Consider the following 20,006-nt stretch of genomic DNA (forward strand, 5'->3'; position numbering starts at 1 on the left):
CGTACGGTCCTGCGCGCGCCGGCGCCTTCGCACGTCCGGGCGGTGCTTCAGCGCACGAGCACGCGGTCCGGTGCCTGCGCCGGGCCGGTCTCCGACGGGCCGTCCTGCGGCGCGGCGGGCCGGGACCGGGACGGCCACCAGAGGGACCGGCCCAGCAGCGCCGCGCAGGCGGGCACCAGGACGATCGACAGGACGAAGGCCGAGAGCAGGATCCCGAGCGCCGTCGCGAAGCCGATCTGCTGGGTGGCCGGGGCCGGGCTGACGGCGAGGCTCCCGAAGGAGGCGGCCAGCACCAGTCCGGCCGTCGCCACGGCCGGCGCGGTCTGCCGCACCGCGCGGGCCACGGCGGCGCGCGCCGGACCGGGCCGCTGCATCTCCTCGCGGATCCGGTCGGTCACCAGGATGTTGTAGTCGGTGCCCAGCGCGACCACGAACAGGAACAGGATCAGCGGGAGCGTGAAGGCCACGCCCGGCCGGTCCAGCGCACGCTGGAAGACGAGCGCCGAGGCACCCAGCGTCGCGGCGAACCCCAGCCCCACCGACAGCAGCAGGACCAGCGGGGCGAGCAGACTCCGCAGCAGCACGAACAGGATCAGCGCGATCAGCGCCGCCGCCACCGGGAACACCAGCCGCAGGTCCTCGTCCACGGCCGTCGAGATGTCGGCGAACACCGCCGCGGTGCCCCCCACATGCGCCTCGGTGCCCGCCGGCCGGTGCGCGGCGACCGCCTCCCGGACCGGGCCGGACGCCAGATCGCGGGCCTCCCGGCTGTTCGGACCGGCGTTCGGGAACAGGTCGATCCGCGCCGCCCACCGGTCCTCGCTCAGCACGGTCGGGGCGAGCCGGCCCACGCCGTCCACCTCGCCGAGCGCCCCGGCCAGGCCGCCGAGCCGCTCGGCGCCGAGCACACCGCCGTCCGAGGCGGTGACGAAGACGCTGATCGGGTCCGACACCCCGGCGGGCAGCGCGCGGGAGATCTCGGCCGCGGTGGCCGCCGCGGCCGTACGCTCACCGCCTTCGGCGCCCGATCCGTAGTCCATCCGCATGCCGGCCACTCCCGCGGCCAGGGCCCCGAGGAGCGCCACGCAGACGAGGACCGCCGCGAACGGCCGGCGCGCCACCCGGTCGCCCAGCCGGGCGGCCCAGCCCCCGCGGGGCTCCCGCTTCCACGTACGCGCGGGCCAGAACATCTTGCGCCCGGTGACGGCGAGCAGAGCCGGCATCAGGGTGAGGCTGCCGAACAGCATCACCAGTACGGCCACGGCGATGGCCGGACCGAGCACCCTGAACTGGCCGAAGGAGGCCACCCCGAGCGTGGCGAACGCGGCGACGATGGTCAGCGCCGCCGAGGTCACCGCCGTCCCCACGCGCCCGCCGACCTCGGCCGCGGCGGTGCGCCCCGACTGCTCGGGCCGCAGGCGCAACTGCTCGCGGAAGCGGAAGAGCAGGAAGAGGAAGTAGTCGATGCCGATGCCCACGAGGACGACGTTGATGAGCTGCGGGGTGGACGGATCGAGGTCGATGCCGGTCAGCATCGCGACGCCGACCACCGTGCCCGTAGCGGCGCCGCCGACGATCGAGACGACGAGCAGCGGCAGCAGTGCGGCGAGCAGGCTGCGGAAGACCAGTACGTGCAGCAGCACGATCACCGCGAGCATCACGATGCCGATGACCACGGACCGGGTCTTCTCGGCGTCGGCGCTGTCCACGCTGTCGGCGATCCCGCCGGTGAACCCGGTCCGCAGCCCCGCCTCGGCGAACTGGGCGCGGGCGGCGTCGCGGAAGGCCCGGTAGGTGTTCTGCATCCCGGGATCCTGGGGATTTCCGCTCAGCTCCACCGTCAGCAGGCGAAAGCTCCGGTCGGGAGCCGTCATCGCCGCGCCGACCCGGGGGACTTGCGAATGGTCCTGGGCGAAGGGCAGGTCGTCCTCGGACGCGGGCATGGCGATCCGGTGGCGGGCCAGCTTCGCGGCCTCCCCGTCGATCAGCCGCTCGTCGTCGGCGCCGAGCGGCGCGCCGTCCGGCCTGGCGACCAGCACGGTCAGGGGGTTGGCGCCCGGCTCGACCCCGAAGCTCTCCTCGGCGACCTTCAGGGCGGCGGCCGAATCGTAGGTCGCGGGCAGGAAGTCGCCGGCGCTGCTCTGCGTGGCGCGGAACACCAGCGCCTGGCCCAGGACGGTCAGCGCCATGCCCAGCACGGCCCAGGCGGCGATCACCTTCCAGGGACTTCGCGTCGAGAATCCGGTCAGGGCGCGGATCACGTGACTCCTCCGGTCTGTGCGGTTCCGGCCGGGGGTCCCCGGCCGATCTCCAGACCATCAGGCGGGGCCGGGGGCCACATCGGGGCGGCGGAGGAGCCGTGGCCCGGGAGCAGGGTCCGGACTCCGGCCCGGACCAGGACCCTGGTCCTGGTCCGTCACCCGTCTCCGGGACGGTGCCACCGGCGGGGCCCGCTGACAGAATGGATCATGAGAGACCGGCTGCGCGCCGCCCCGGCACCGGCCGGGCGGGGCAGTCGGCGGGGGAGGACCGGCCATGACGGGCAAGGGCGCCGACAGGCTGCGCTGGACGCGCAACGACGCACTCGTGGCCGTCGGGGCCGCCGCCGTCGACCTCGTGGGATTCTCGTTCGGCAGCCAGCCCGAAGGGGTGCCCATCACCGTCACGGCGGCCTTCGCCCTCGTGGCCGCCGCGTTGTCGCTGCTCGCCCGGCGCAGCCACCCCGTGGCCGTGCTCGCGGCGGTGCTGGCCTTGGGCGTGGTGCCCAACCTGGCCACGCCGGTGGTGTCCGCGCACTTCTCCCTCAGCCTCGCCATCGCCCTGTACTCGGTCGCGAGGTTCTGCCGTCCAGCGGTGGTCGCGGGGGCCCTCCTCGCGTCCGTTCCCCTGCCCGCCGTGGGCATGGGCGGCACCCTGCTCCCCGCCGGCTGGATCCTGTTCGCCGACGCGGTGGCCGCGATCCTGGTCGTCATCACGGCCGTGGTGGTGAAGCGCCGGCAGCGGGAGGTAGCGGCCCAGCACACCCTGCAGGCCGAGCGCGCGCTGGCCGAGGAGCGCCGCCGGATCGCCCGCGAACTGCACGACATCGTCGCCCACCACATCACCACCATGCAGCTGATGGCCGGCGGGGCCCGGGCCAACCTGGCCCACGATCCCGGGGTGGCGCGCGAGGCCCTCGTCACCCTGGAGGACTGCGGGCGCATGGCCTTGCGCGAGATGCGGCAACTCCTCGACGTGCTCCGCGCCGGAGAGGAGGCGGAGGACACCCCTCCGGCACCGCAGCCCGGAGCCGGTGACCTCGACCGGATCATCACCGAGTCGCGGCTGGCCGGGACGGAGACGGAGTTCACCGTGGACGGGCCGGTCCGGCCGCTGCCGCCGACCGTGGGCCTCACCGTCTTCCGGATCGTGCAGGAGGCACTGACCAACACCCGCAAGCACGCCGGGGAGGCGCGGGCGCACGTACGGCTGACGTACGGCCCCGACGAAGTCGCCGTGGAGGTACGCGACGACGGGGCGGGGGCCTGGGCACCGGGTCCGCGGCCCGCACCGCCGCGCCCCGGGTACGGTCTGATCGGAATGCACGAGCGCGTCGCCCTCCAGGGCGGCACCCTGGAGGCCGCCGCACTCGACGGCGGGGGTTTCAGGGTGGCGGCCCGCCTCCCGGTCCCGGGAGGCGCCGGGGGCGGTGAGGGAGGGGAACGACACCGATGATCCGCGTACTCATCGCCGACGACCAGCCGCTGGTCCGGCGGGGCCTCGCCCTGATCCTGGCGCCCGACCCGGAGTTCGAGGTGGTGGGCGAGGCCGAGGACGGCTCCCAGGCCGTCGCCCTCGCCCATGAACTGCGGCCCGACGTGGTCGTCATGGACATCCGGATGCCGGTCCTCGACGGGGTGCAGGCCACCGGGGAACTGGCCCGGACCCTCCCCGGGACCCGCGTGCTCGCCCTCAGCACCTTCGACATGGACGAGTACGTGGTCGCCGCCCTGCGCGCCGGCGCCTACGGCTTCCTGCCCAAGGACATCTCCCCGGAGGAACTGGGCGCCGCGGTCCGCATCGTCCACGGCGGCGAGGCCGCCGTCGCACCCCGGCTCCTCACCCGGCTGCTGTCCACCTACGTACGGACCCCCGCCCGCGCCCGGCCGGCCGCCGCCGCGGTCCCGCCCGAACTCACCCCGCGCGAACTGGAGATCTGGCAGCTCCTGGCCACCGGCCTCGACAACGCCGAGATCGCCCTGGAACTGGACATCAGCGTCTCCACGGTCAAGAACCACATCACGGGCATCTTCGGCAAGCTGGGCGTCCGCGACCGCGCCCAAGCGGTCATCGCGGCGTACGAATCGGGCCTGGTGGAAGCCGGTGGCACGCGCGGTTGATCACCAAGTGCCCGTAAGAGGACCGGAATCCTCCTGCTGACCACACCTCTGACCAGCCAAAACACTGGATGATTCGCCCGTGCGGACAAGGGCCTGTCCATGGCACAGTGCCATCAGCCCAACCGCACGACCAGGGAGCCTCCATGCGCGATCCGCACTCCACGCCCCTCGCGGCCGCACCCGGGTGCCTGCCGGAACCCGGCCCGCTGCCCTGCTGTCCGGTGTGCGACAGCGCGCCGGAACGCATCTCCTGGCGCCAGCGGCCGGGACAGCCGGTGGTCCTGGTCTTCGACCCCTGCGGGCACCGGTGGTCCACCCCGGCGCCGCCCGTCCTGGCGGTCACCCCGGTGGGAGGGGCGGATGGCGTCAGCGGGTGAGGAAGGCGGCGATCCGCTCGGCGAACGCCTCCTCGCCGAGGATCTCGATCCCGGCCGCCTCGGCCTTGGCGACCTTGCTGCCCGCCTTCTCGCCCGCCACCAGGAGGGTGGTCCGCCCGGATATGCCGCTCGCCGACTTCCCGCCCGCCCGCTCGATCAGCTCGCGCACCCGGTCGCGGGTGTCGTACGCCGCCAGCGCCCCCGCCATCCGGCCCGTGACCACCACGATCTGACCGGCGAGCGGCCCCGCGCCGTCCCCGTCCCCATCCGCGTTCCCGTTGCCGTCCGCGGCACCGGCGGTGGCGGCCGACGGCTCCGTGAGGTTGACCCCGGCGGCCGCGAGCTTGTCGATGACCGGCCCCAGCTCCGCCACCTGGGCGACGATCCCGGCGCCCTTGGCGTCGCCGACCAGCTCCACCGCGGTCATCGCGACCGCGTCCGCGGCCCGGATGGCCTCCATGGTCCCGAAGTGCCGCGCGATCCGCCGGGACATGCCCCGCCCGGTCCCGAGGATGCCGAGCGCGCAGAACACCCGGGACAGCGGCAGGCCCTTCGCCACCTCGATCCGCTCCACCAGCTTCGCCGCCCGCTTCTCGCTCCCGGCCGCCTGCGCGAGCCGCGCGTGGTCCAGCGTGAACAGGTCCGCCACGTCCCGGACCTGACCGGCCTCCACGAGCGCCCGTACGTACCGCTCGCCCAGACCGTCGATGTCGAGCTGGTCCCGGCCGGCGGCGTACAGGATCGCCGCGATCCGCCCGCAGTCGGCCGGCTGCGCGCAGCGCCACCGCTCCTGGGAACGGTCTATCTCCCCCGCACACCCCGGGCACACGGCCGGCGGCTCGATCGGGCGCTCCGCGCCGGTGCGCAGCTCCACCACCGGGGCCTCGACGCGCGGGATGACGTCCCCGGCCTTGTAGACGGTCACGGTGTCGCCCAGCCGCAGGCCCCGGCGCTCTATGTCGGCCGGGTTGTGGAGGGTGGCGTGCCGCACCACCGAGCCGTCGATCTCCACCGGTTCCAGGACCGCGGTGGGCGCGAGCACCCCCGTACGCCCCACCGACCAGGTCACCTCCAGCAGCCGCGTGCGCCGCTCCACGGCGGGCAGCTTGTACGCGGTCGCCCAGTGCGGGTGGCGTGAGCCGCTGCCCGCCGCGGTCTGTTCCGCCAGGGCGTTGGCCTTGACGACCACCCCGTCGATCCCGAAGGGCAGCCGGGCGCGGAGCGCGGCGATGCGGTCGACCTGCTCCTGCACCTCGGCGATGGTGTCCACGACCGTCAGCCCGGCGGGGGTGTCGGCCGCCGTGCGGATGCCCGCCGCGGCGACATGCGCCATGACCTCCGCGTGGCCGGCGCCCGGCAGCGCGGCGCCCCCGTCGAGCTCCACCGCGCCGAAGGCCCAGAAGCTCATCTCCACCGTGTACGGGCGCCCCTTGGCCCGCAGCGTGCCGGCCGCGCCGTTGCGGGGGTTGGAGAACGGTCCGGCCCCGTGCTCGGCCCGTATCGCGTTCGCCCGCTCGAACTGCTCCGCCGTCAGCAGCACCTCGCCGCGCACCTCGAAGGAGGCGTCGGTGGCCAGCTCCCGCGGGAGGCCGGCGATCGTCCCGATCGCGTGCGACACGTCCTCGCCGCCCGTCCCGTTGCCCCGGGTGACCAGCTGCACCAGCCGGCCCTGGCGGTAGCGCGCCGCAAGCGAGGCCCCGTCGAGCTTCGGTTCGACCGCGTACCCGCCCGCGACCGGTGCCCCGAGCCGCCGGACCAGCGAGGCCTCCCAGTCCAGCAGGTCCTGCGGGCCGAACACGTTGCCCAGCGAGAGCATCGCCGCCGTGTGCGGGACGTCCCCGGCCGGGACGGCGCCGCCGGCCACCTTCCCCGTCGGCGAGGAGGGGTCGGTGTGCTCCGGATACCGCTCCTCGTACGCCTTGATCAGGCCGAGGAGGAGGTCGAACGAGGCATCGTCCAGGGCGGATTCGCCGGAGCCGTAATAGGCGGCGGAAGCCCTGAGGGCGGCGCCGATCGCATCGGCGTACTCGTCACGGGTGGCCAGGGCGGGAGCAGTGGTCGTCGTCATGCCGAGATCCTCCCGCAGGGGTCTGACAACGGCCCGAGTGCGCAGGTCGGAGGGGTACCAGGGGCAGTCGGCGGCTGCCGTCCGGGGTGAGCACCACAGAACCTGACACATGTTCAAAGATGCTCGATGACAAGCCACTTCGAGCATCTTCCTTCAATTCGCCTCCGCGGGGCGCTATCTTGCCAGGCGCATGCCAAAGCGGTGTGTCCGCGATCCGGACCGCACGAGGAGTGCCCTATGAGACTGCCAAGCATCCACAGGAGCCCGGGCCGGCGCCGGCGCACCCCGGTCGCCGCCCTGCTCGCCGCCGCCCTCGCCGTCGCGGGCCTGGCCGCCGCTGGGCCCATCGCCTCACCCGCCGCCGCGGCACCCGCCGGGGCCACCGCCACCGCGGGCAACGTCACCGGATTCACCCAGACCGGGAACACCTTCACCGTCACGGCCTCCAGCGGAGCCAAGGCCCGCGTGGTCGTCGCCCGCGCCGACATCTTCCGGCTCTGGCTCTCGCCCGACGGAGCCTTCACCAACGACCCGGCCGGCAAGGACCTCGCCCCCACCACCGACTTCGGCTCCGTCACCACGAGTTATTCCGACGCCGGCACGTACTACCGGATCACCACCGGCGCCCTCTCCATCCGCGTCAACAAATCGCCCCTCCAGTTCTCCGTCTACCGCGCCGACAACGCCACCCCCGTCTGGCAGGAGACCCAGCCCACCAGCTGGACCGGCAGCCAGACCACCCAGTACCTCGCCCGCGGCGCGGACGAGCAGTTCTACGGCACCGGCCTGCGCCTGGGCGAATGGGCCCTGCGCGGCAAGACCGTCCCCGTGGCCGTCGACAACAAATGGCGCGAGAACAACAACGCCAGCCCCGCCCCCTTCTACATGTCCACCAACGGCTACGGCGTCATGCGCAACACCTGGGCCCCCGGCTCCTACGGTTTCAACGCCCCCACCACCCTCACCCACAACGAGAGCCGCTTCGACGCCTGGTACTTCACCGGCGACTCCCTCAAGGGCGTGCTCGACGCCTACACCGACGTCAGCGGCAAGCCGTTCATGGCCCCGATGTGGGGCTTCGAGCTCGGCAACGCCGACTGTTTCAACGCCTCCAACCCCGACTACCAGGGCGACCACAACCGCCTCCGCCACCAGACCACCCCCGATGTCGTCGGCTACGCGACCGACGCCCGCGCCGCCGACATGCCCTCGGGCTGGTTCCTGCCCAACGACGGCTACGGCTGCGGCTACACCGCCCCCCTCAAGTCCACGGTGGACGCGCTGAAGGCCAAGGGCTTCCAGACCGGCCTGTGGACCTCCACCGGCCTCGGCTCCATCGCGGACGAGGTGGGCACGGCCGGCAGCCGCGGCGTGAAGACCGACGTGGCGTGGATCGGCAGCGGCTACAAGTACGCCTTCAACGGCGTCCAGCAGGCCGTCGACGGCATCGAGAAGAACTCCGACGCCCGCCGCTACGTCTGGACCGTCGACGGCTGGGCCGGCACCCAGCGCAACGCCGTCGTCTGGACCGGCGACACCAACGGCACCTGGGACGACATGCGCTGGCACGTCCCCGCCATCACCGGCGCGGGCCTGTCCGCCCTCAACTACGCCTCCGGCGACGTCGACGGCATCTTCGGCGGCAGCCCCAAGACGTACACCCGCGACCTCCAGTGGAAGGCCTTCACCCCCGCCTTCATGACCATGTCCGGCTGGGGCGCGACCAACCCGTCCGCCGGCTACCAGGACAAGCAGCCCTGGCGCTTCGCCGAGCCGTACCTGTCCATCAACCGCAAGTACCTCCAGCTCAAGATGCGGCTGATGCCGTACCTCTACACGATGAGCCGCGCCGCGCACGAGACCGGCGTCCCCAGCACCCGCGCGATGGTCCTCGAATACCCGGACGACCCGGTGGCCCGCGGCAACCTCACCAGCGGCCAGTTCATGGCCGGCGACTCCCTCCTCGTCGCACCCGTCGTCTCCGACACCTCCGTCCGCGACGGCATCTACCTCCCTGCCGGGACCTGGACGGACTACTGGACCGGGAAGACATACGCCGGTCCCGGGTGGCTCAACGGCTACCAGGCCCCGCTCGACACCCTGCCCCTCTTCGTCAAGGGCGGCGGCATCGTGCCCATGTGGCCGCAGATGAACCACACCGGCGAGAGGCCCGTCTCCACCCTCACCTACGACATCCACCCGCGCGGCACCAGCTCCTTCAGCCTCTACGAGGACGACGGCCTCACCCGGGCCTTCCAGTCCGGGGCCTACGCCCGCCAGCGGGTCGACGTCACCGCCCCCACGGCCGGCTCCGGCAATGTCGACATCTCCGTCTCCGCCCCCACCGGCGGCTACACCGGCAAACCGGCCTCCCGCGGCTACGAGTTCACCCTCCACGTGGCCTCCGCGCCGACCGCCCTCACCGCCGACGGGACCGCCCTGGCACGCCTGACCTCGAAGGCCGCCTACGACGCGGCCGCCACGGGGTGGTTCTTCGACCCGTCCGACCGCTCCGGCATCCTCTGGATCAAGACCGGTACGAAGTCGGGCGCGTTCAGCGTCTCGGCCGCCGGCGCCACCCTGCCGCCGGCCCAGCCCCTGCCCTCCTCCTCACCCATCGACCGGTCGGGCTGGTCCCTGGTCTCCGCCGACAGCCAGGAGACGAGCGCCGAGAACGGCGCCGCCCGCAACGCCTTCGACGGGGACCCGGCCACGATGTGGCACACGGCCTGGTCCTCCGGGAAGCCCGCCGGCCTTCCGCACGAGATCCAGATCGACCTCGGCGCCCGCTACGCGGTGGACGGCCTCGGCTACCTGCCCCGCCAGGACGGCGGCCTCAACGGCCGGATCGGCGGCTACGAGGTCTACCTCTCCGACACCACCTCCGACTGGGGCACCCCGGTGGCGAGCGGCACCTTCGCCGACACCGCGACGGCCAAGAACGTCCCGATGGCCGCCAGAACGGGCCGCTACCTCCGCCTCAAGGCCCTGACCGAGGCGGGCGGCCGCGGCCCCTGGACCAGCGCCGCCGAGATCAGCCTCACCGGACGCCCCGCCCCGCTCCCCACCGACGCCACCCTCGTCAACGCCGCCTCCGGCACCTGCCTGGACCTCCCGCACAGCGCGACCACCCCGGGCACCGAACCCACCCTCTACACCTGCCACGGCGGCCCCAACCAACGCTGGACCCTCCAGTCCGACGGCCGCCTCACCGGCCTGGCCGGGGTCTGCCTCGACGCCGCGAACGCCGCGCGCGTGAGCATCCAGCCCTGCAACGGCAGCGCCGGCCAGACCTGGCAGGCGGGCCCCCAGAGCACCCTGCGCAACGCCGGCCAGTGCCTCACCCCGGCCGGTTCCGCCACCGCCAACGGCACCCCGCTCACCCGCACCGCCTGCGACAACACCCCGGCCCAGCGCTGGACCTTCACGCCCTGACAGCGGTCAGCCGCCGAGCACGGCCTGGCACTCCCGCCAGGCCGGCTCGCTCAGCAGCGGGCGGAACCGGTCGAACAGCGCGAGCAGTTCGCCTCCCCACGCCGCTCGGAACGCGGGATCGATCCGGGCGAGGTCGAGCTCGTTGGCCGCCGACAGTTCGGCGAGGTCACGGCGCAACGCCACGGCGGGGGAGTGCACCCGGCCGGTGAACCGGTCCCGGAAGGCCGCCTCATCGTCGGCGAGCGAAGGGTAGGACGCCGCCCGGTCGCAGGCGGCGTAGAGGTACACGATCTCCTCCGCCTCCGCCCCGATCACCGCGGCCAGCTCGGCCCGCCGGTCCGGCGGCAGCAGGGCGGTCGCGAACCCGTCCGTCCCGTAGAACGCGTGGCACAGGCCCGCCCGCTGGAGCGCGGGCCGCGCTCCCCAGGAGCCGAGCAGCTCCCGGACCCGCCCCAGGTGCGCGAGGAGGGTCCCGCCGGGGTGCTCGACACGGCCCGCGCCGAGCTCCCGCAGCCATGCGACGACGTGGTCCGGCACGGGACCCTCCTTTCGGGGGCGGTGGCGGGTCGACACCCGTCCCCCGCCTCCGCCGGGGGTCCGGACCCCTGTGGCGGAGGCCGGAGCGGGTTGCCGCCCGGGCCCTGCACCGATCGTGATCCAGCCCAACCCCCAAGTCAATCCTCCGATTTCCTCCCCTCACCCAAGGGATACCTTGGGTTCCATGACCCTCGACGACCTCCGCGTGTTCGTGGCCGTGTGCCGCGCCGGAAGCCTCAGCGCCGTCGCCCGCGACCTCGGCCGGACCCAGTCGGCCGTCAGCCAGCACGTCCGCCGACTGGAGAAGGAGACCGGCGCGAGCCTGCTGGAGCGCCACGCCCGCGGGGTCGTGCCCACCGAGGCCGGCCGCATCCTCCAGGCGGCCGCCGCCGACGGCATCGCCGGCCTCGACGGCGCGCTGCGCCGCCTGGACCACCTCGTACGGGGGGACGGCGGCTCGGTGCGCGTCACCACCGGCGCCACCACCGTCCGGCACTTCATGTCCGAGGCCGTCGTCGCCTTCCGCCGCCGGCACCCGGAGGTGAGCCTGGAGTTCCAGACCGAGAACTCCAGCCGCAGCTGCTTCGACGCGCTCGCCGCCGACGACCTCGACCTCGCCTGGATCACCATCGGCGGCCCGGTCCGCGGCATCGAGCAGCGGCCCGTCATGGAACTGCCCTGGGTGCTCGCGGTCGGCGCCGACGACCCCCTCGCCGCCCGTCCCCGGATCGAGACCGCCGACCTCGCCGGAATCCGCCACATCCGGCTTCCGGAAAACTCCGCCTCCCGCGCCCACCTCGACGCCGCCCTCGCCGAATCCGGCATCCGCGTACGGTCCGACACCAGCGTCGCCGACTGGGACACCGCCCTGCTCCTGGCCGAACTGGGCCTGGGCCACGCCGTCGTGCCCGCGCTACCCGGCTGGCGCGTCCCCGGCACCGACGGTCCGATCCGCCTGGTCCCCATCCCCGCCCTGCCGCCCCTCGCGGTCGGCTGGGCGGTCCGCCGCTGGTCCGCCCTGGCCCCGCCCGCCCGGGCCTTCGCCGCCGAGGTCGCCCGCAACTGCCGGGCGCGAGCCGCCGGGCAGCAGTGATGCCGGCAGCAGCCCCACGGCGGCCAGCGCGACCAGCGCCCCCGTCGCGGAGCCCGTCACCCCTGCGCCCGCGGCGACCGCGATTCCGAGGACCGGCCCGATGTTCACGGCCGTCTGCTTGAGCCCGCCCACGACCCCGGCGTACCCGGCCGGGGCCTCCCCGACCACCGTCCCGGTGGCCGTGACCATCACGGTGGCGAACCCGGCCCCGAGCAGCCCGAATCCGAGCGCCGAGTCGGGTGCGGCGTCCAGCGCCGCGATGCCGAGGACGACCAGGGCCGTCCCGGTCAGCGCGGTCGGCCGCGGACCGCAACGGCGCACGGCCAGGCCCGCCACCGGAGCCGCGGCCACCATCAGCGCGGTCAGCGGCAGCACCCGCAGCCCGGTGGCGAGCGGGTCCAGCCCCTGTGCGTCCTGGAGCCGGAAGGTGGCGGTGAACAGCGCCCCGAACAGCCCGCCGGAGACGGCCGACAGCAGCGCCATCGAGGCCACCACCGGCACCGACCGGGCCACCACCGGCGGCACGAGCGGCTGCGCGGCACGCCGTTCGCGGCGCAGGAACAGCACCCCGAGCACCGCGGCGCCGCCGAACCCGAGCAGCGTCGGGGTGGATGCCCAGCCGTGGGCCGGTACGCCGACCAGCGCGTGCACGAGTACCGCCAGGGCCGCCGCGAGCAGGGCCGCGCCCGCGAGCGCCGGCCGTCCGTGCCGCGCCGGCGGCGGCGCGGGCGCCCGTACGGCGAGCGTCAGCACGGCGATCACGAGCGCGACCGGCACGTTCACCGCGAACACCGCCCGCCAGCCCCACTCCGCGACCAGCACACCGCCGAGCAGCGGACCGGCCGCCGCGGCCACCCCGATCGCGCCGGTCCGCACGGCGACCGGGCCGGCGAGCCGGTCGGGCGGGTACGCGAGCCGCAGCAGCGCCAGGGTCGCGGGCTGCAGCAGCGCGCCGAACGCGCCCTGCACGGCGCGCAGTCCGATCACCCAGCCCACGCCGGGAGCGAAGGCGATGCCCGCCGAGGCCGCGGCGAATCCCAGAACGCCGATGCACAGCAGCCGGGAGTGCCCGTAGCGGTCGCCGAGCCGTCCGGCGACGACGAGCAGCGCGGCCACGGCGAGCAGATAGGCGGTGCTGGTCCACTGGACCTCGGCCATGCTCGCGCCGAGGTCGCGGCGCAGGCTCGGCTGGGCCACGGTCAGCACGGTGCCGTCCAGGGCGACGATCATGGCCCCGGAAACACTGGCGGCGAGCGCCAGGGGCCGCCTCACGAGGGCTCCGGACCGAGGTGGGCGTCGACGGCGGCGGCGACCAGCCGCTCCACCGCGGCCTCGCTCCCGAGGGTGAGGGGCAGACTCCCCCAGCTCCACAGCTGCGCCACTCCGTGCAGGTTGGCCCACAGGGCGGCGGCGGTCACCGCCGGGTCCGCCGCCCCGCAGCGGGAGACCAGCGCGACGAGCAGCTCGAACAGCGGGAGCGTCGACTCCCGCAGCCGCGGACCGCCCGAGGGCTCCTGGCCGGTGCTGTCCAGCAGGTCGTGGCGGAACATCAGCTCGAACATCCCGCGGTGCTCCAGCGCGTAGCCGACGTACGCGGACCCCAGGGCCCGCACCTGTTCCCGTGGGGACGAGGAGGCCCCCGAGCGCGCCGCCGCGAACCGGGCGCCGAGATCGGCGAACCCGCGCCGGGCGATCGCCGACAGCAGGGACTGGTGGGTGGGGAAGTAGCGGCGCGGCGCCCCGTGCGAGACCCCCGCCCGGCGGGCGATCTCCCGCAGCCCGAGGGAAGCGGTGCCCTCGGTCAGCACGAGGTCCACACCGACGTCGATCAGCCGCTCGCGGAGCGGGCTCTCCTGGTCCATGGACCGTGTCTACCAGGCGCGAGTAGACATTGTCTACTCGCGCCGGCATGCGACCGAATGGCCCTGTGGCCACCCCGCTTTCGGATGACACCCCCGCTCGGCGCCGGGCGAGCCCGCCCCCGCGTGCCCGACCATCTCAGGCGGCCGGTCCTGTTCCGGCCCCGGGCCGCCGCTGGGAGATCACGTGCACGTCCTGCTCCTCGCGAGCGCCTTCAACAGCCTCGCGCAGCGAGTCCACGCCGAGCTCCGCGACCACGGCCACAGCGTCGCGGTCGAACTCGCGCTGCCGCACGTCTCCTTGACCGAGGCCGTCGGCCGCCACCGGCCCGACCTCGTCCTCGCCCCGATGCTCAGGACCGCCGTCCCCGAAGAGGTCAGGGCCGCCCACACCTGCCTGGTCGTCCACCCGGGCCCGGTCGGCGACCGCGGCCCCGCCTCCCTCGACCGGGCCATCCAGGAGCAGGCGACGCGGTGGGGCGTCACCGTCCTCCAGGCCGAGGGGGAGATGGACGCCGGCCCCGTCTGGGCCCACGTCGACTGCCCCGTACCGCCCCTGGGCAAGAGCGACCTCTACCGCGGCGAGATCGCCGACGCGGCCCTGGCCGCCGTCCTCCTCGCTATCCACCGCTTCGCCTCCGGTACGTACACCCCGCAGCCGCCGCCCGCCGGGCACGCCCGCCCCGCCCTGCGTCAGGAGCACCGCCGCATCGACTGGGAGGCGGACTCCACCGAGCGCGTCCTGCGCGCACTGCGCGCCGCCGACTCACAGCCCGGCGTACGGGACGAACTGCTCGGCGCCGAGTGGTTCCTGCACGGCGGCCACCTGGAGGACCGCCTGCGCGGCCGCCCCGGGGAACTGCTGGCCACGCGGGCGGGCGCGATCTGCCGGGCCACCGTCGACGGAGCCGTCTGGATCCCCGAACTGCGGGCCCCGCGCGCACCCGGCGGGCCCGCCGCCCCCAAGCTGCCCGCCACCGTGGCGCTCGCCGACCGGCTGCCCCCGCTGCGGGAGCACCCCGCCCCGCTCCACACCGACCCGCGCCGGCGCACCTGGTCCGACATCGGCTACCGCGAGGAAGGCCAGACCGGCTTCCTCACCTTCTCCTTCCCCGGCGGCGCGATGAGCACCGCGCAGTGCCGGCGCCTGCTGAACGCCTACCGGATCGCCTGCACCCGCCCCACCTCGGTCCTCGTCCTCGGCGGCGGCCGCGACCTCTTCTCCCACGGCATGCACCTGGGCGTCATCGAGGCCGCCGCCGATCCGGCCGAGGAGTCCTGGGCCAACGCCACCGCCCTGTACGACCTGGTCGAGGTCGTCCTCACCACCACCGACCGGCTGGTCGTCGCCGCCCTCGGCGGGAACGCCGCCGCCGGCGGAGCCATGTTCGCCCTCGCCGCCGACGAGGTCTGGTGCCGCTCCGGTGCCGTGCTGCACCCGCACCACCGCCTGATGGGTCTCGACGCCTCCGCGTACGGGACGTACACCCTGCCGCGCCGTGCGGGCACCGGGGTCGCGGACCGGCTCACCACCGAGGCCCTGCCGCTGAGCGCCGAGGCCGCGCACCGGCTCGGGCTGGTCGACCGTACGATCCCGTGCGCGCCCCAGGCCTTCGCCGCCGAGACGGCGCGCCTCGCGGCCAGGCTGGCCGCCCTGCCCGCCACCCCCGCCCGGATCGCCGCGAAGAAGGCGCAGCGGGACCGCGACGAGGCCGAGCGGCCGCTGGCCGCCTACCGGGAGGCCGAACTGGCCCGGTTGCGGCAGGCCTTCCGCGATCCGCAGGCCCCGTACCACGCCCTGCGCCGGGCCTTCGTGCGCAAGGAGCCCCCGGCCGCCACCCCGCCCCATCTCGCGCGCACGGTACCGGGACGGCACACGGCGCCCCTGCCCTACCGGCGGAAGGACGGGGTGGAGGGGATGATGGAAGCGGACACCCGCTCGGGCGTGGAGGAGGTGCACGGGTCATGACGGAGCACGACGGCGGTCCGTCGGCGCGGAATCTGGAGGAGGGCCGGCTCCTCAAGGAGCTGGAGGCCATCCACCGCACGCGCCACGAGACCCTGCTGCACGGGTCGGACGACGCCCTGGTCACCCATACGCAGCGGATGAACGAGCTGGAGCACGAGTACGTACGCCGTCACCCGCAGCGGGCGAAGACCGCGGGCCGCACCCGCTCGGGCGCCCGCGCCCGCAGCTCCGGAGAGTAGGGCGGGGGCCGACGGTCAGCCCTTCCTCGTGTAGCGGGCCCGCGCCCACAGCGGCAGCACGAACCAGCACACCAGGTACCACGCCAGTACGCCCGCCACGAGCCATGGCGCGGCGGGGTTGTGGACGGCCACGCGCAGGATCAGCAGGAGCGCGGTGGTGAGCGTGGCGAGCAGCAGGATGATGCCCACGAAGATGAGCCGTGAGGCCCAGGCGACGGCCTGGGGCTTGATGCGGCGGCCCGAGACGATGCGGTGGAAGGCCACGGGGGCGATGAGGGCGCCGGTGGCCAGGGACGCGAGGATCACGGTGACCACGTAGAGCGTCTTGTCCGTCTGGGGCAGCCCGTGGAACTGCGGGGTGAAGGCGACGGTCAGCAGGAAGCCGAAGAGGATCTGCACGCCGGTCTGGGCGACGCGGATCTCCTGCACCAGTTCCTGCCACTGCCGGTCGGCGCGTTCCTCGGGGCTCTCGTCCCTGCCGTCGCCCCTGCCGCCGCCCTGGTCGTCGCCCTTGTCGTCGTCCCGCATGGCGCCTCCGCGGTGGGTGTGCCCGCCCGGGCGTCCACCCGGGCGTACACCCTCATGCTGCACCTAGACCTGGCGGCTCGTGTAGGGGAGCAAGGCCATCTCGCGGGCGTTCTTGATCGCGGCGGCGATCCGGCGCTGCTGCTGGGCGCTGACACGGGTCACGCGGCGGCTGCGGATCTTGCCGCGGTCGGAGATGAACTTCCGCAGCAGGTCGGTGTCCTTGTAGTCGATGTGCGTGATCTTGGCGGCGTCCAGCGGGTTGGGGCGGGACTTCACGGGCTTGCGGGGGGTGATGCGGCGGGACATGCGGATTCCTTGGGTCGGTCGACGGGTTGCGAGACGGGTTGCGGGACGGGCTACGAGACGGGGTCGAGGAGGACGTCGAAGGCGGCGGGCAGGCGCTTCCAGCCCTCGCGCCCGGCGGTGTACTCGGCATCGGTCAGCAGGCAGGAGTCGAGCAGCCGCTCCAGCCCGTCGCGGTCGAGGCCGGGCGAGGTGAAGACGAGGTGCTGGCAGCAGTCGCCGTGCTCGGGATGCCAGCCCAGGGCGGCCGCGGCCCGGCGCACGGGCGGGACCATCTCCCACGCGGCGTCCGGCAGCGAGGCCAGCCAGGGTCCGGCGTTCTCCACGCAGAGGGCGCCACCCGCGGCGTCCCAGGCGAGCAGGGTGTCGGGGCGGTCCGCGAGCCAGAACCGGCCGCGGCTGCGGGCGGCCGCACAGGTGAGGTCCTCCAGCGCCTCGTACAGCCGCTCGGGGTGGAAGGGGCGGTGGCGGTGCCAGACCAGGGTGGCGACCCCGGCCTCGTCCGCCTCCTGGGGCAGCAGCGCACAGGCCGGGTGCTGGGCGGCGGCCGCGGCCTCGGTGTCGAATCCGGCGAAGGCGAGCGCCGCCAGCTCCCCGGACCCGGCCTCCACCCGGCGAGCGGTCGGGTGGAGCTGGGCGAGCAGCGCGCGGTCCTCGTCGTCGGCCTCGCCGCCGTCGACGAGGGCGAGTACGGGGGCGTACTCCAGCTGCCGGGCCCAGGTGTCGCCGACGGTCCGCTGGTCGGTGGCCGCGGAGGCGAGGCCCGCGTCCGCGAGGTCGTCCCCGTTGGCCAGGTACGGCAGGACCAGCGCGGGATCGACGGCGGTGATCACGTTGGTGAGGTCCAGCCCGCCTTCGGCGTGCGCCGCCACGACCTCGGCCATCGCCCGGGGCTCGACGGAGTCCCACAGCTCGACGACGGCCAGCCGGGTCGTGCCGCCGGCGGCCAGCCGCCACAGCTCCGGCACCAGGTCCTCGCGGAGCGCGCAGCACGCGCAGTCGTTGACCAGCGGAGCTTCGCCCGACCCGAGCAGCCCGGTGGCATCGCGGACGGTGCGCCGTACGGTGCCGCCGGCCGCGGTGGAGAGGTCGTGGTGCAGGGCGACGCTGCCGGGCACGGTGGCGAGCAGCCGCTCCACGGTGGTGCGGCGGGCCTCGGAGTGGAGCCCGCCGACGATGACGACGGGCAGGGTCACGCCTTGCTCCCGTACCGGCGCTGGAAGCGCTCGACGCGGCCGGCGGTGTCCAGGACGCGGGCGGTGCCGGTGTAGAAGGGGTGGCTCTGCGAGGAGATCTCGACGTCGATGACGGGGTAGGTGTTGCCGTCCTCCCACTCCACCGTCTTGTCGCTGGTGGCGGTCGAGCGGGTGAGGAAGGCGAAGTCGGCGGCCTTGTCGCGGAAGACGACGGGGCCGTAGGCGGGGTGGATTCCGGGCTTCATGGCGATGTCCTTCGGGTGGGGCGGGGTGGGGAGGCGGTCAGCGCTCTTCGCGGAAGTCGACGTGCCGGCGGACCACCGGGTCGAACTTGCGCAGCACCATGCGGTCGGGGTCGTTCCGGCGGTTCTTGCGGGTGACGTAGGTGTAGCCGGTGCCCGCGGTGGAGCGGAGCTTGACGATCGGGCGTACTTCGTTGCGTGCCATGGGGCTAGTATATGGCAATGATTTCCATTACCAATAGTGGTCCCGACGAGAGGAAGGCAACACCTTGTCCGCGCACTGCCAGCTGACCGGCGCCGAGCCGGGTTTCGGCAACAACATCTCCCACTCGCACCGGCGCACCCGGCGACGGTTCGACCCCAACATCCAGCGCAAGCGGTACTGGCTGCCGAGCGAGGGCCGGTACGTCCGCCTGACCCTCAGCGCGAAGGCGATCAAGACCGTCGACGTGATCGGCGTCGAGAGCGCCGTGGCCCGGATCCGGGCGCGAGGGGTGAAGGTCTGATGGCGAAGCAGAGCAAGATCGCGCAGAACGAGAAGCGCAAGGCGCTCGTCGCGCGGTACGCCGCCCGGCGGGCGGAACTGAAGGACATCCTCCGGCGGCCGTCCTCGACGGATGCCGAACGCGCCGCCGCACTCCGGGAGTTGCGTCGGCAGCCGCGCGACGCCAGCGCCACCCGGGTCCGCAACCGCGACGGTGTGGACGGGCGCCCCCGCGGCCACCTGCGCAAGTTCGGACTCTCCCGGATCCGGATGCGCGAGCAGGCGCACGCCGGACTCCTGCCGGGGGTCACCAAGTCCTCCTGGTGAGGTCCGGAAACGCCGTCGGGCCCGCACCCCTGAGGGGTGCGGGCCCGATCGGCTCGCGGGGCTACTTCTGGGCGTGCTGCCCCAGGTAGAAGAGCAGCCATACGAAGCCGGCGAAGACGTGGGTGCCGAAGATGTAGAAGAAGGCGCGCAGCGCGACGCCGTTCTCCTTCCACTTCTCGTGCTTCGCCGCCGCCTCTTTCGCGGCTGCTTCCTCGTTGTCGTCTGTCACGGCGCCTCTCCGGGGATGGTCGCCCCCACGGTAGCGAACGGCGCGCCCGGCTCGGCGGGTGGTGAATCAGAATTGCTTCGCGTGAGACAATTTTGTATCGTTCGAGGCGAAGGAGGCTCACCCGTCATGGTGCACGAAGAAGAACTGCTCGACGCCGCAGCGCGCGTCCTCGCCGGCGACCACAGCGCCTCGATGGTGCAGATCGCCGCCGGAATCGGGACCAGCCGCGCCACCCTCAGCCGCCGCTACGCGACCCGCGAGGCCCTGCTGAAGGCCGTGGCCGTCCGCGCGATCCACGTCGTCGACGAGTGCCTGACCCCGGCCGACCTGGCGGAGACCGCCGACGGCGCGGCCTTCGACGCCGCGCTGGAGGACCTCGTCATCGCCCTGCTGCCCGCCGCGCACCTGTACGGATTCACCTCGCGCGACGCCACCGTGCTCGCGGACCCGGAGTTCCGGGCGGGCGTGGACCGGCAGGACCAGCGGGCACTGGCCTTCCTCGCCCTCGGCCAGCGGCTGGGGCGCCTGCGCACCGACCTGCCCCCGTACTGGATCTGGTACTCGCTCTGGGGTCTGCTCGACGCGGCCGCCGAGGGCGTACGCGACGGGCATCTCGCCCCCCGCCAGATCGGCCGGCTGGTCCTGACCTCCTTCCTCAGCGGAACGCGTACCAGCGCGGTGCCCCCACCCCCGGCCGCCGCACCCTGACCCGCTCCGCACCGTGCTCCACCCTTGAACGGA

The 20,006-nt window shown here is 74.1% G+C and carries 20 protein-coding genes and 1 pseudogene; 10 read left to right on the forward strand and 11 right to left on the reverse strand.

Features of this window, described 5'->3' with window-relative positions:
- Nucleotides 1–47: 47 nt before the first annotated feature.
- Complete coding sequence (locus tag ACFWBN_RS04825) at nt 48–2,261, reverse strand: MMPL family transporter (protein WP_385170592.1); 2,214 nt, start codon at nt 2,259–2,261, stop codon at nt 48–50.
- A gap of 274 nt (nt 2,262–2,535) precedes the next feature.
- Between ACFWBN_RS04825 and ACFWBN_RS04830 the strand changes: the two genes are divergently transcribed.
- From ACFWBN_RS04830 to ACFWBN_RS04840, 3 genes are all read left to right on the forward strand, one after another.
- Nucleotides 2,536–3,714, forward strand: coding sequence for a sensor histidine kinase (locus ACFWBN_RS04830; RefSeq protein ID WP_385170595.1), 1,179 nt, complete (start codon nt 2,536–2,538; stop codon nt 3,712–3,714).
- On the forward strand, nt 3,711–4,379 hold the full coding sequence (locus tag ACFWBN_RS04835; protein WP_385170598.1) for a response regulator: 669 nt from the start codon (nt 3,711–3,713) through the stop codon (nt 4,377–4,379). The genes ACFWBN_RS04830 and ACFWBN_RS04835 overlap by 4 nt, the downstream gene beginning before the upstream one ends.
- A gap of 143 nt (nt 4,380–4,522) precedes the next feature.
- Nucleotides 4,523–4,756 carry a hypothetical protein gene (locus tag ACFWBN_RS04840; RefSeq protein ID WP_385170600.1) on the forward strand — a complete coding sequence of 78 codons (234 nt, stop codon included), beginning with the start codon at nt 4,523–4,525 and terminating at the stop codon, nt 4,754–4,756.
- Here the strand turns inward: ACFWBN_RS04840 and ligA are convergent.
- On the reverse strand, nt 4,746–6,824 hold the full coding sequence (ligA, locus tag ACFWBN_RS04845; protein ID WP_385170603.1) for an NAD-dependent DNA ligase LigA: 2,079 nt from the start codon (nt 6,822–6,824) through the stop codon (nt 4,746–4,748). The genes ACFWBN_RS04840 and ligA overlap by 11 nt on opposite strands.
- Before the next feature lie 237 nt (nt 6,825–7,061).
- Here ligA and ACFWBN_RS04850 point away from each other — a divergent pair, with 237 nt between their 5' ends.
- Nucleotides 7,062–10,259 carry a TIM-barrel domain-containing protein gene (locus ACFWBN_RS04850; protein WP_385170605.1) on the forward strand — a complete coding sequence of 1,066 codons (3,198 nt, stop codon included), beginning with the start codon at nt 7,062–7,064 and terminating at the stop codon, nt 10,257–10,259.
- A 6-nt stretch (nt 10,260–10,265) separates the two neighbouring features.
- Here the strand turns inward: ACFWBN_RS04850 and ACFWBN_RS04855 are convergent, their stop codons facing one another.
- Nucleotides 10,266–10,796, reverse strand: coding sequence for a DUF6817 domain-containing protein (locus ACFWBN_RS04855; protein WP_385170607.1), 531 nt, complete (start codon nt 10,794–10,796; stop codon nt 10,266–10,268).
- A gap of 184 nt (nt 10,797–10,980) precedes the next feature.
- On the opposite strand from ACFWBN_RS04855, the gene ACFWBN_RS04860 reads away from it, so the two are divergent.
- Nucleotides 10,981–11,889: a LysR family transcriptional regulator gene (locus tag ACFWBN_RS04860; protein ID WP_385170611.1), complete on the forward strand. Its 909-nt coding sequence runs from the start codon at nt 10,981–10,983 to the stop codon at nt 11,887–11,889.
- On the opposite strand, the pseudogene ACFWBN_RS04865 reads toward ACFWBN_RS04860, so the two are convergent.
- Both ACFWBN_RS04865 and ACFWBN_RS04870 read right to left on the reverse strand, forming a co-directional pair.
- A pseudogene (locus ACFWBN_RS04865) lies at nt 11,872–13,119 on the reverse strand (MFS transporter); the annotation flags it as partial. The gene ACFWBN_RS04860 and the pseudogene ACFWBN_RS04865 sit on opposite strands and share 18 nt — an antisense overlap.
- A 38-nt stretch (nt 13,120–13,157) precedes the next feature.
- On the reverse strand, nt 13,158–13,751 hold the full coding sequence (locus ACFWBN_RS04870) for a TetR/AcrR family transcriptional regulator (RefSeq protein ID WP_385170615.1): 594 nt from the start codon (nt 13,749–13,751) through the stop codon (nt 13,158–13,160).
- 184 nt (nt 13,752–13,935) lie between these two features.
- Between ACFWBN_RS04870 and ACFWBN_RS04875 the strand changes: the two genes are divergently transcribed.
- Together ACFWBN_RS04875 and ACFWBN_RS04880 are read left to right on the forward strand one after the other, a co-directional pair.
- Nucleotides 13,936–15,717 (forward strand): enoyl-CoA hydratase-related protein, encoded by a 1,782-nt coding sequence (locus tag ACFWBN_RS04875; protein WP_385170618.1) that lies wholly within the window; start codon nt 13,936–13,938, stop codon nt 15,715–15,717.
- Nucleotides 15,714–15,956, forward strand: a complete 243-nt coding sequence (locus ACFWBN_RS04880; protein WP_385170621.1) for a DUF6158 family protein — start codon at nt 15,714–15,716, stop codon at nt 15,954–15,956. Before ACFWBN_RS04875 ends, ACFWBN_RS04880 begins: the two co-directional genes overlap by 4 nt.
- A 15-nt stretch (nt 15,957–15,971) precedes the next feature.
- Here ACFWBN_RS04880 and ACFWBN_RS04885 read toward each other — a convergent pair whose 3' ends face one another.
- The 5 genes from ACFWBN_RS04885 to rpmG all read right to left on the reverse strand — a co-directional run bounded on the left by ACFWBN_RS04885 (nt 15,972) and on the right by rpmG (nt 18,430).
- Nucleotides 15,972–16,484 carry a DUF6328 family protein gene (locus tag ACFWBN_RS04885; protein ID WP_385170623.1) on the reverse strand — a complete coding sequence of 171 codons (513 nt, stop codon included), beginning with the start codon at nt 16,482–16,484 and terminating at the stop codon, nt 15,972–15,974.
- A gap of 63 nt (nt 16,485–16,547) precedes the next feature.
- Nucleotides 16,548–16,790, reverse strand: coding sequence for a 30S ribosomal protein S18 (gene rpsR, locus ACFWBN_RS04890; protein ID WP_385170626.1), 243 nt, complete (start codon nt 16,788–16,790; stop codon nt 16,548–16,550).
- Nucleotides 16,791–16,840: 50 nt separating this feature from the next.
- Nucleotides 16,841–17,983 carry a CobW family GTP-binding protein gene (locus tag ACFWBN_RS04895; protein ID WP_385170629.1) on the reverse strand — a complete coding sequence of 381 codons (1,143 nt, stop codon included), beginning with the start codon at nt 17,981–17,983 and terminating at the stop codon, nt 16,841–16,843.
- Nucleotides 17,980–18,228 (reverse strand): type B 50S ribosomal protein L31, encoded by a 249-nt coding sequence (locus ACFWBN_RS04900; RefSeq protein ID WP_329124852.1) that lies wholly within the window; start codon nt 18,226–18,228, stop codon nt 17,980–17,982. Before ACFWBN_RS04900 ends, ACFWBN_RS04895 begins: the two co-directional genes overlap by 4 nt.
- Nucleotides 18,229–18,265: 37 nt before the next feature.
- Nucleotides 18,266–18,430 (reverse strand): 50S ribosomal protein L33, encoded by a 165-nt coding sequence (gene rpmG / locus ACFWBN_RS04905; protein ID WP_030162346.1) that lies wholly within the window; start codon nt 18,428–18,430, stop codon nt 18,266–18,268.
- A 64-nt stretch (nt 18,431–18,494) separates the two neighbouring features.
- Here rpmG and rpmB point away from each other — a divergent pair, with 64 nt between their 5' ends.
- Nucleotides 18,495–18,731: a 50S ribosomal protein L28 gene (rpmB, locus tag ACFWBN_RS04910; protein WP_385170634.1), complete on the forward strand. Its 237-nt coding sequence runs from the start codon at nt 18,495–18,497 to the stop codon at nt 18,729–18,731.
- On the forward strand, nt 18,731–19,036 hold the full coding sequence (gene rpsN / locus ACFWBN_RS04915) for a 30S ribosomal protein S14 (RefSeq protein WP_385170637.1): 306 nt from the start codon (nt 18,731–18,733) through the stop codon (nt 19,034–19,036). Before rpmB ends, rpsN begins: the two co-directional genes overlap by 1 nt.
- 61 nt (nt 19,037–19,097) lie before the next feature.
- Here the strand turns inward: rpsN and ACFWBN_RS04920 are convergent, their stop codons facing one another.
- The gene (locus ACFWBN_RS04920) at nt 19,098–19,265 is read right to left on the reverse strand and encodes a DUF6126 family protein (RefSeq protein ID WP_385170640.1); all 168 of its coding nucleotides are present in this window, start codon (nt 19,263–19,265) and stop codon (nt 19,098–19,100) included.
- 126 nt (nt 19,266–19,391) lie between these two features.
- Here ACFWBN_RS04920 and ACFWBN_RS04925 point away from each other — a divergent pair, with 126 nt between their 5' ends.
- Entirely contained in the window at nt 19,392–19,973 is a 582-nt protein-coding gene (locus ACFWBN_RS04925) for a TetR/AcrR family transcriptional regulator (protein ID WP_385170643.1), read from the forward strand.
- The last annotated feature ends 33 nt before the right edge of the window (nt 19,974–20,006 follow it).

The sequence above is a fragment of the Streptomyces sp. NPDC059989 genome, assembly GCF_042736975.1.
GTDB lineage: Bacteria > Actinomycetota > Actinomycetes > Streptomycetales > Streptomycetaceae > Streptomyces.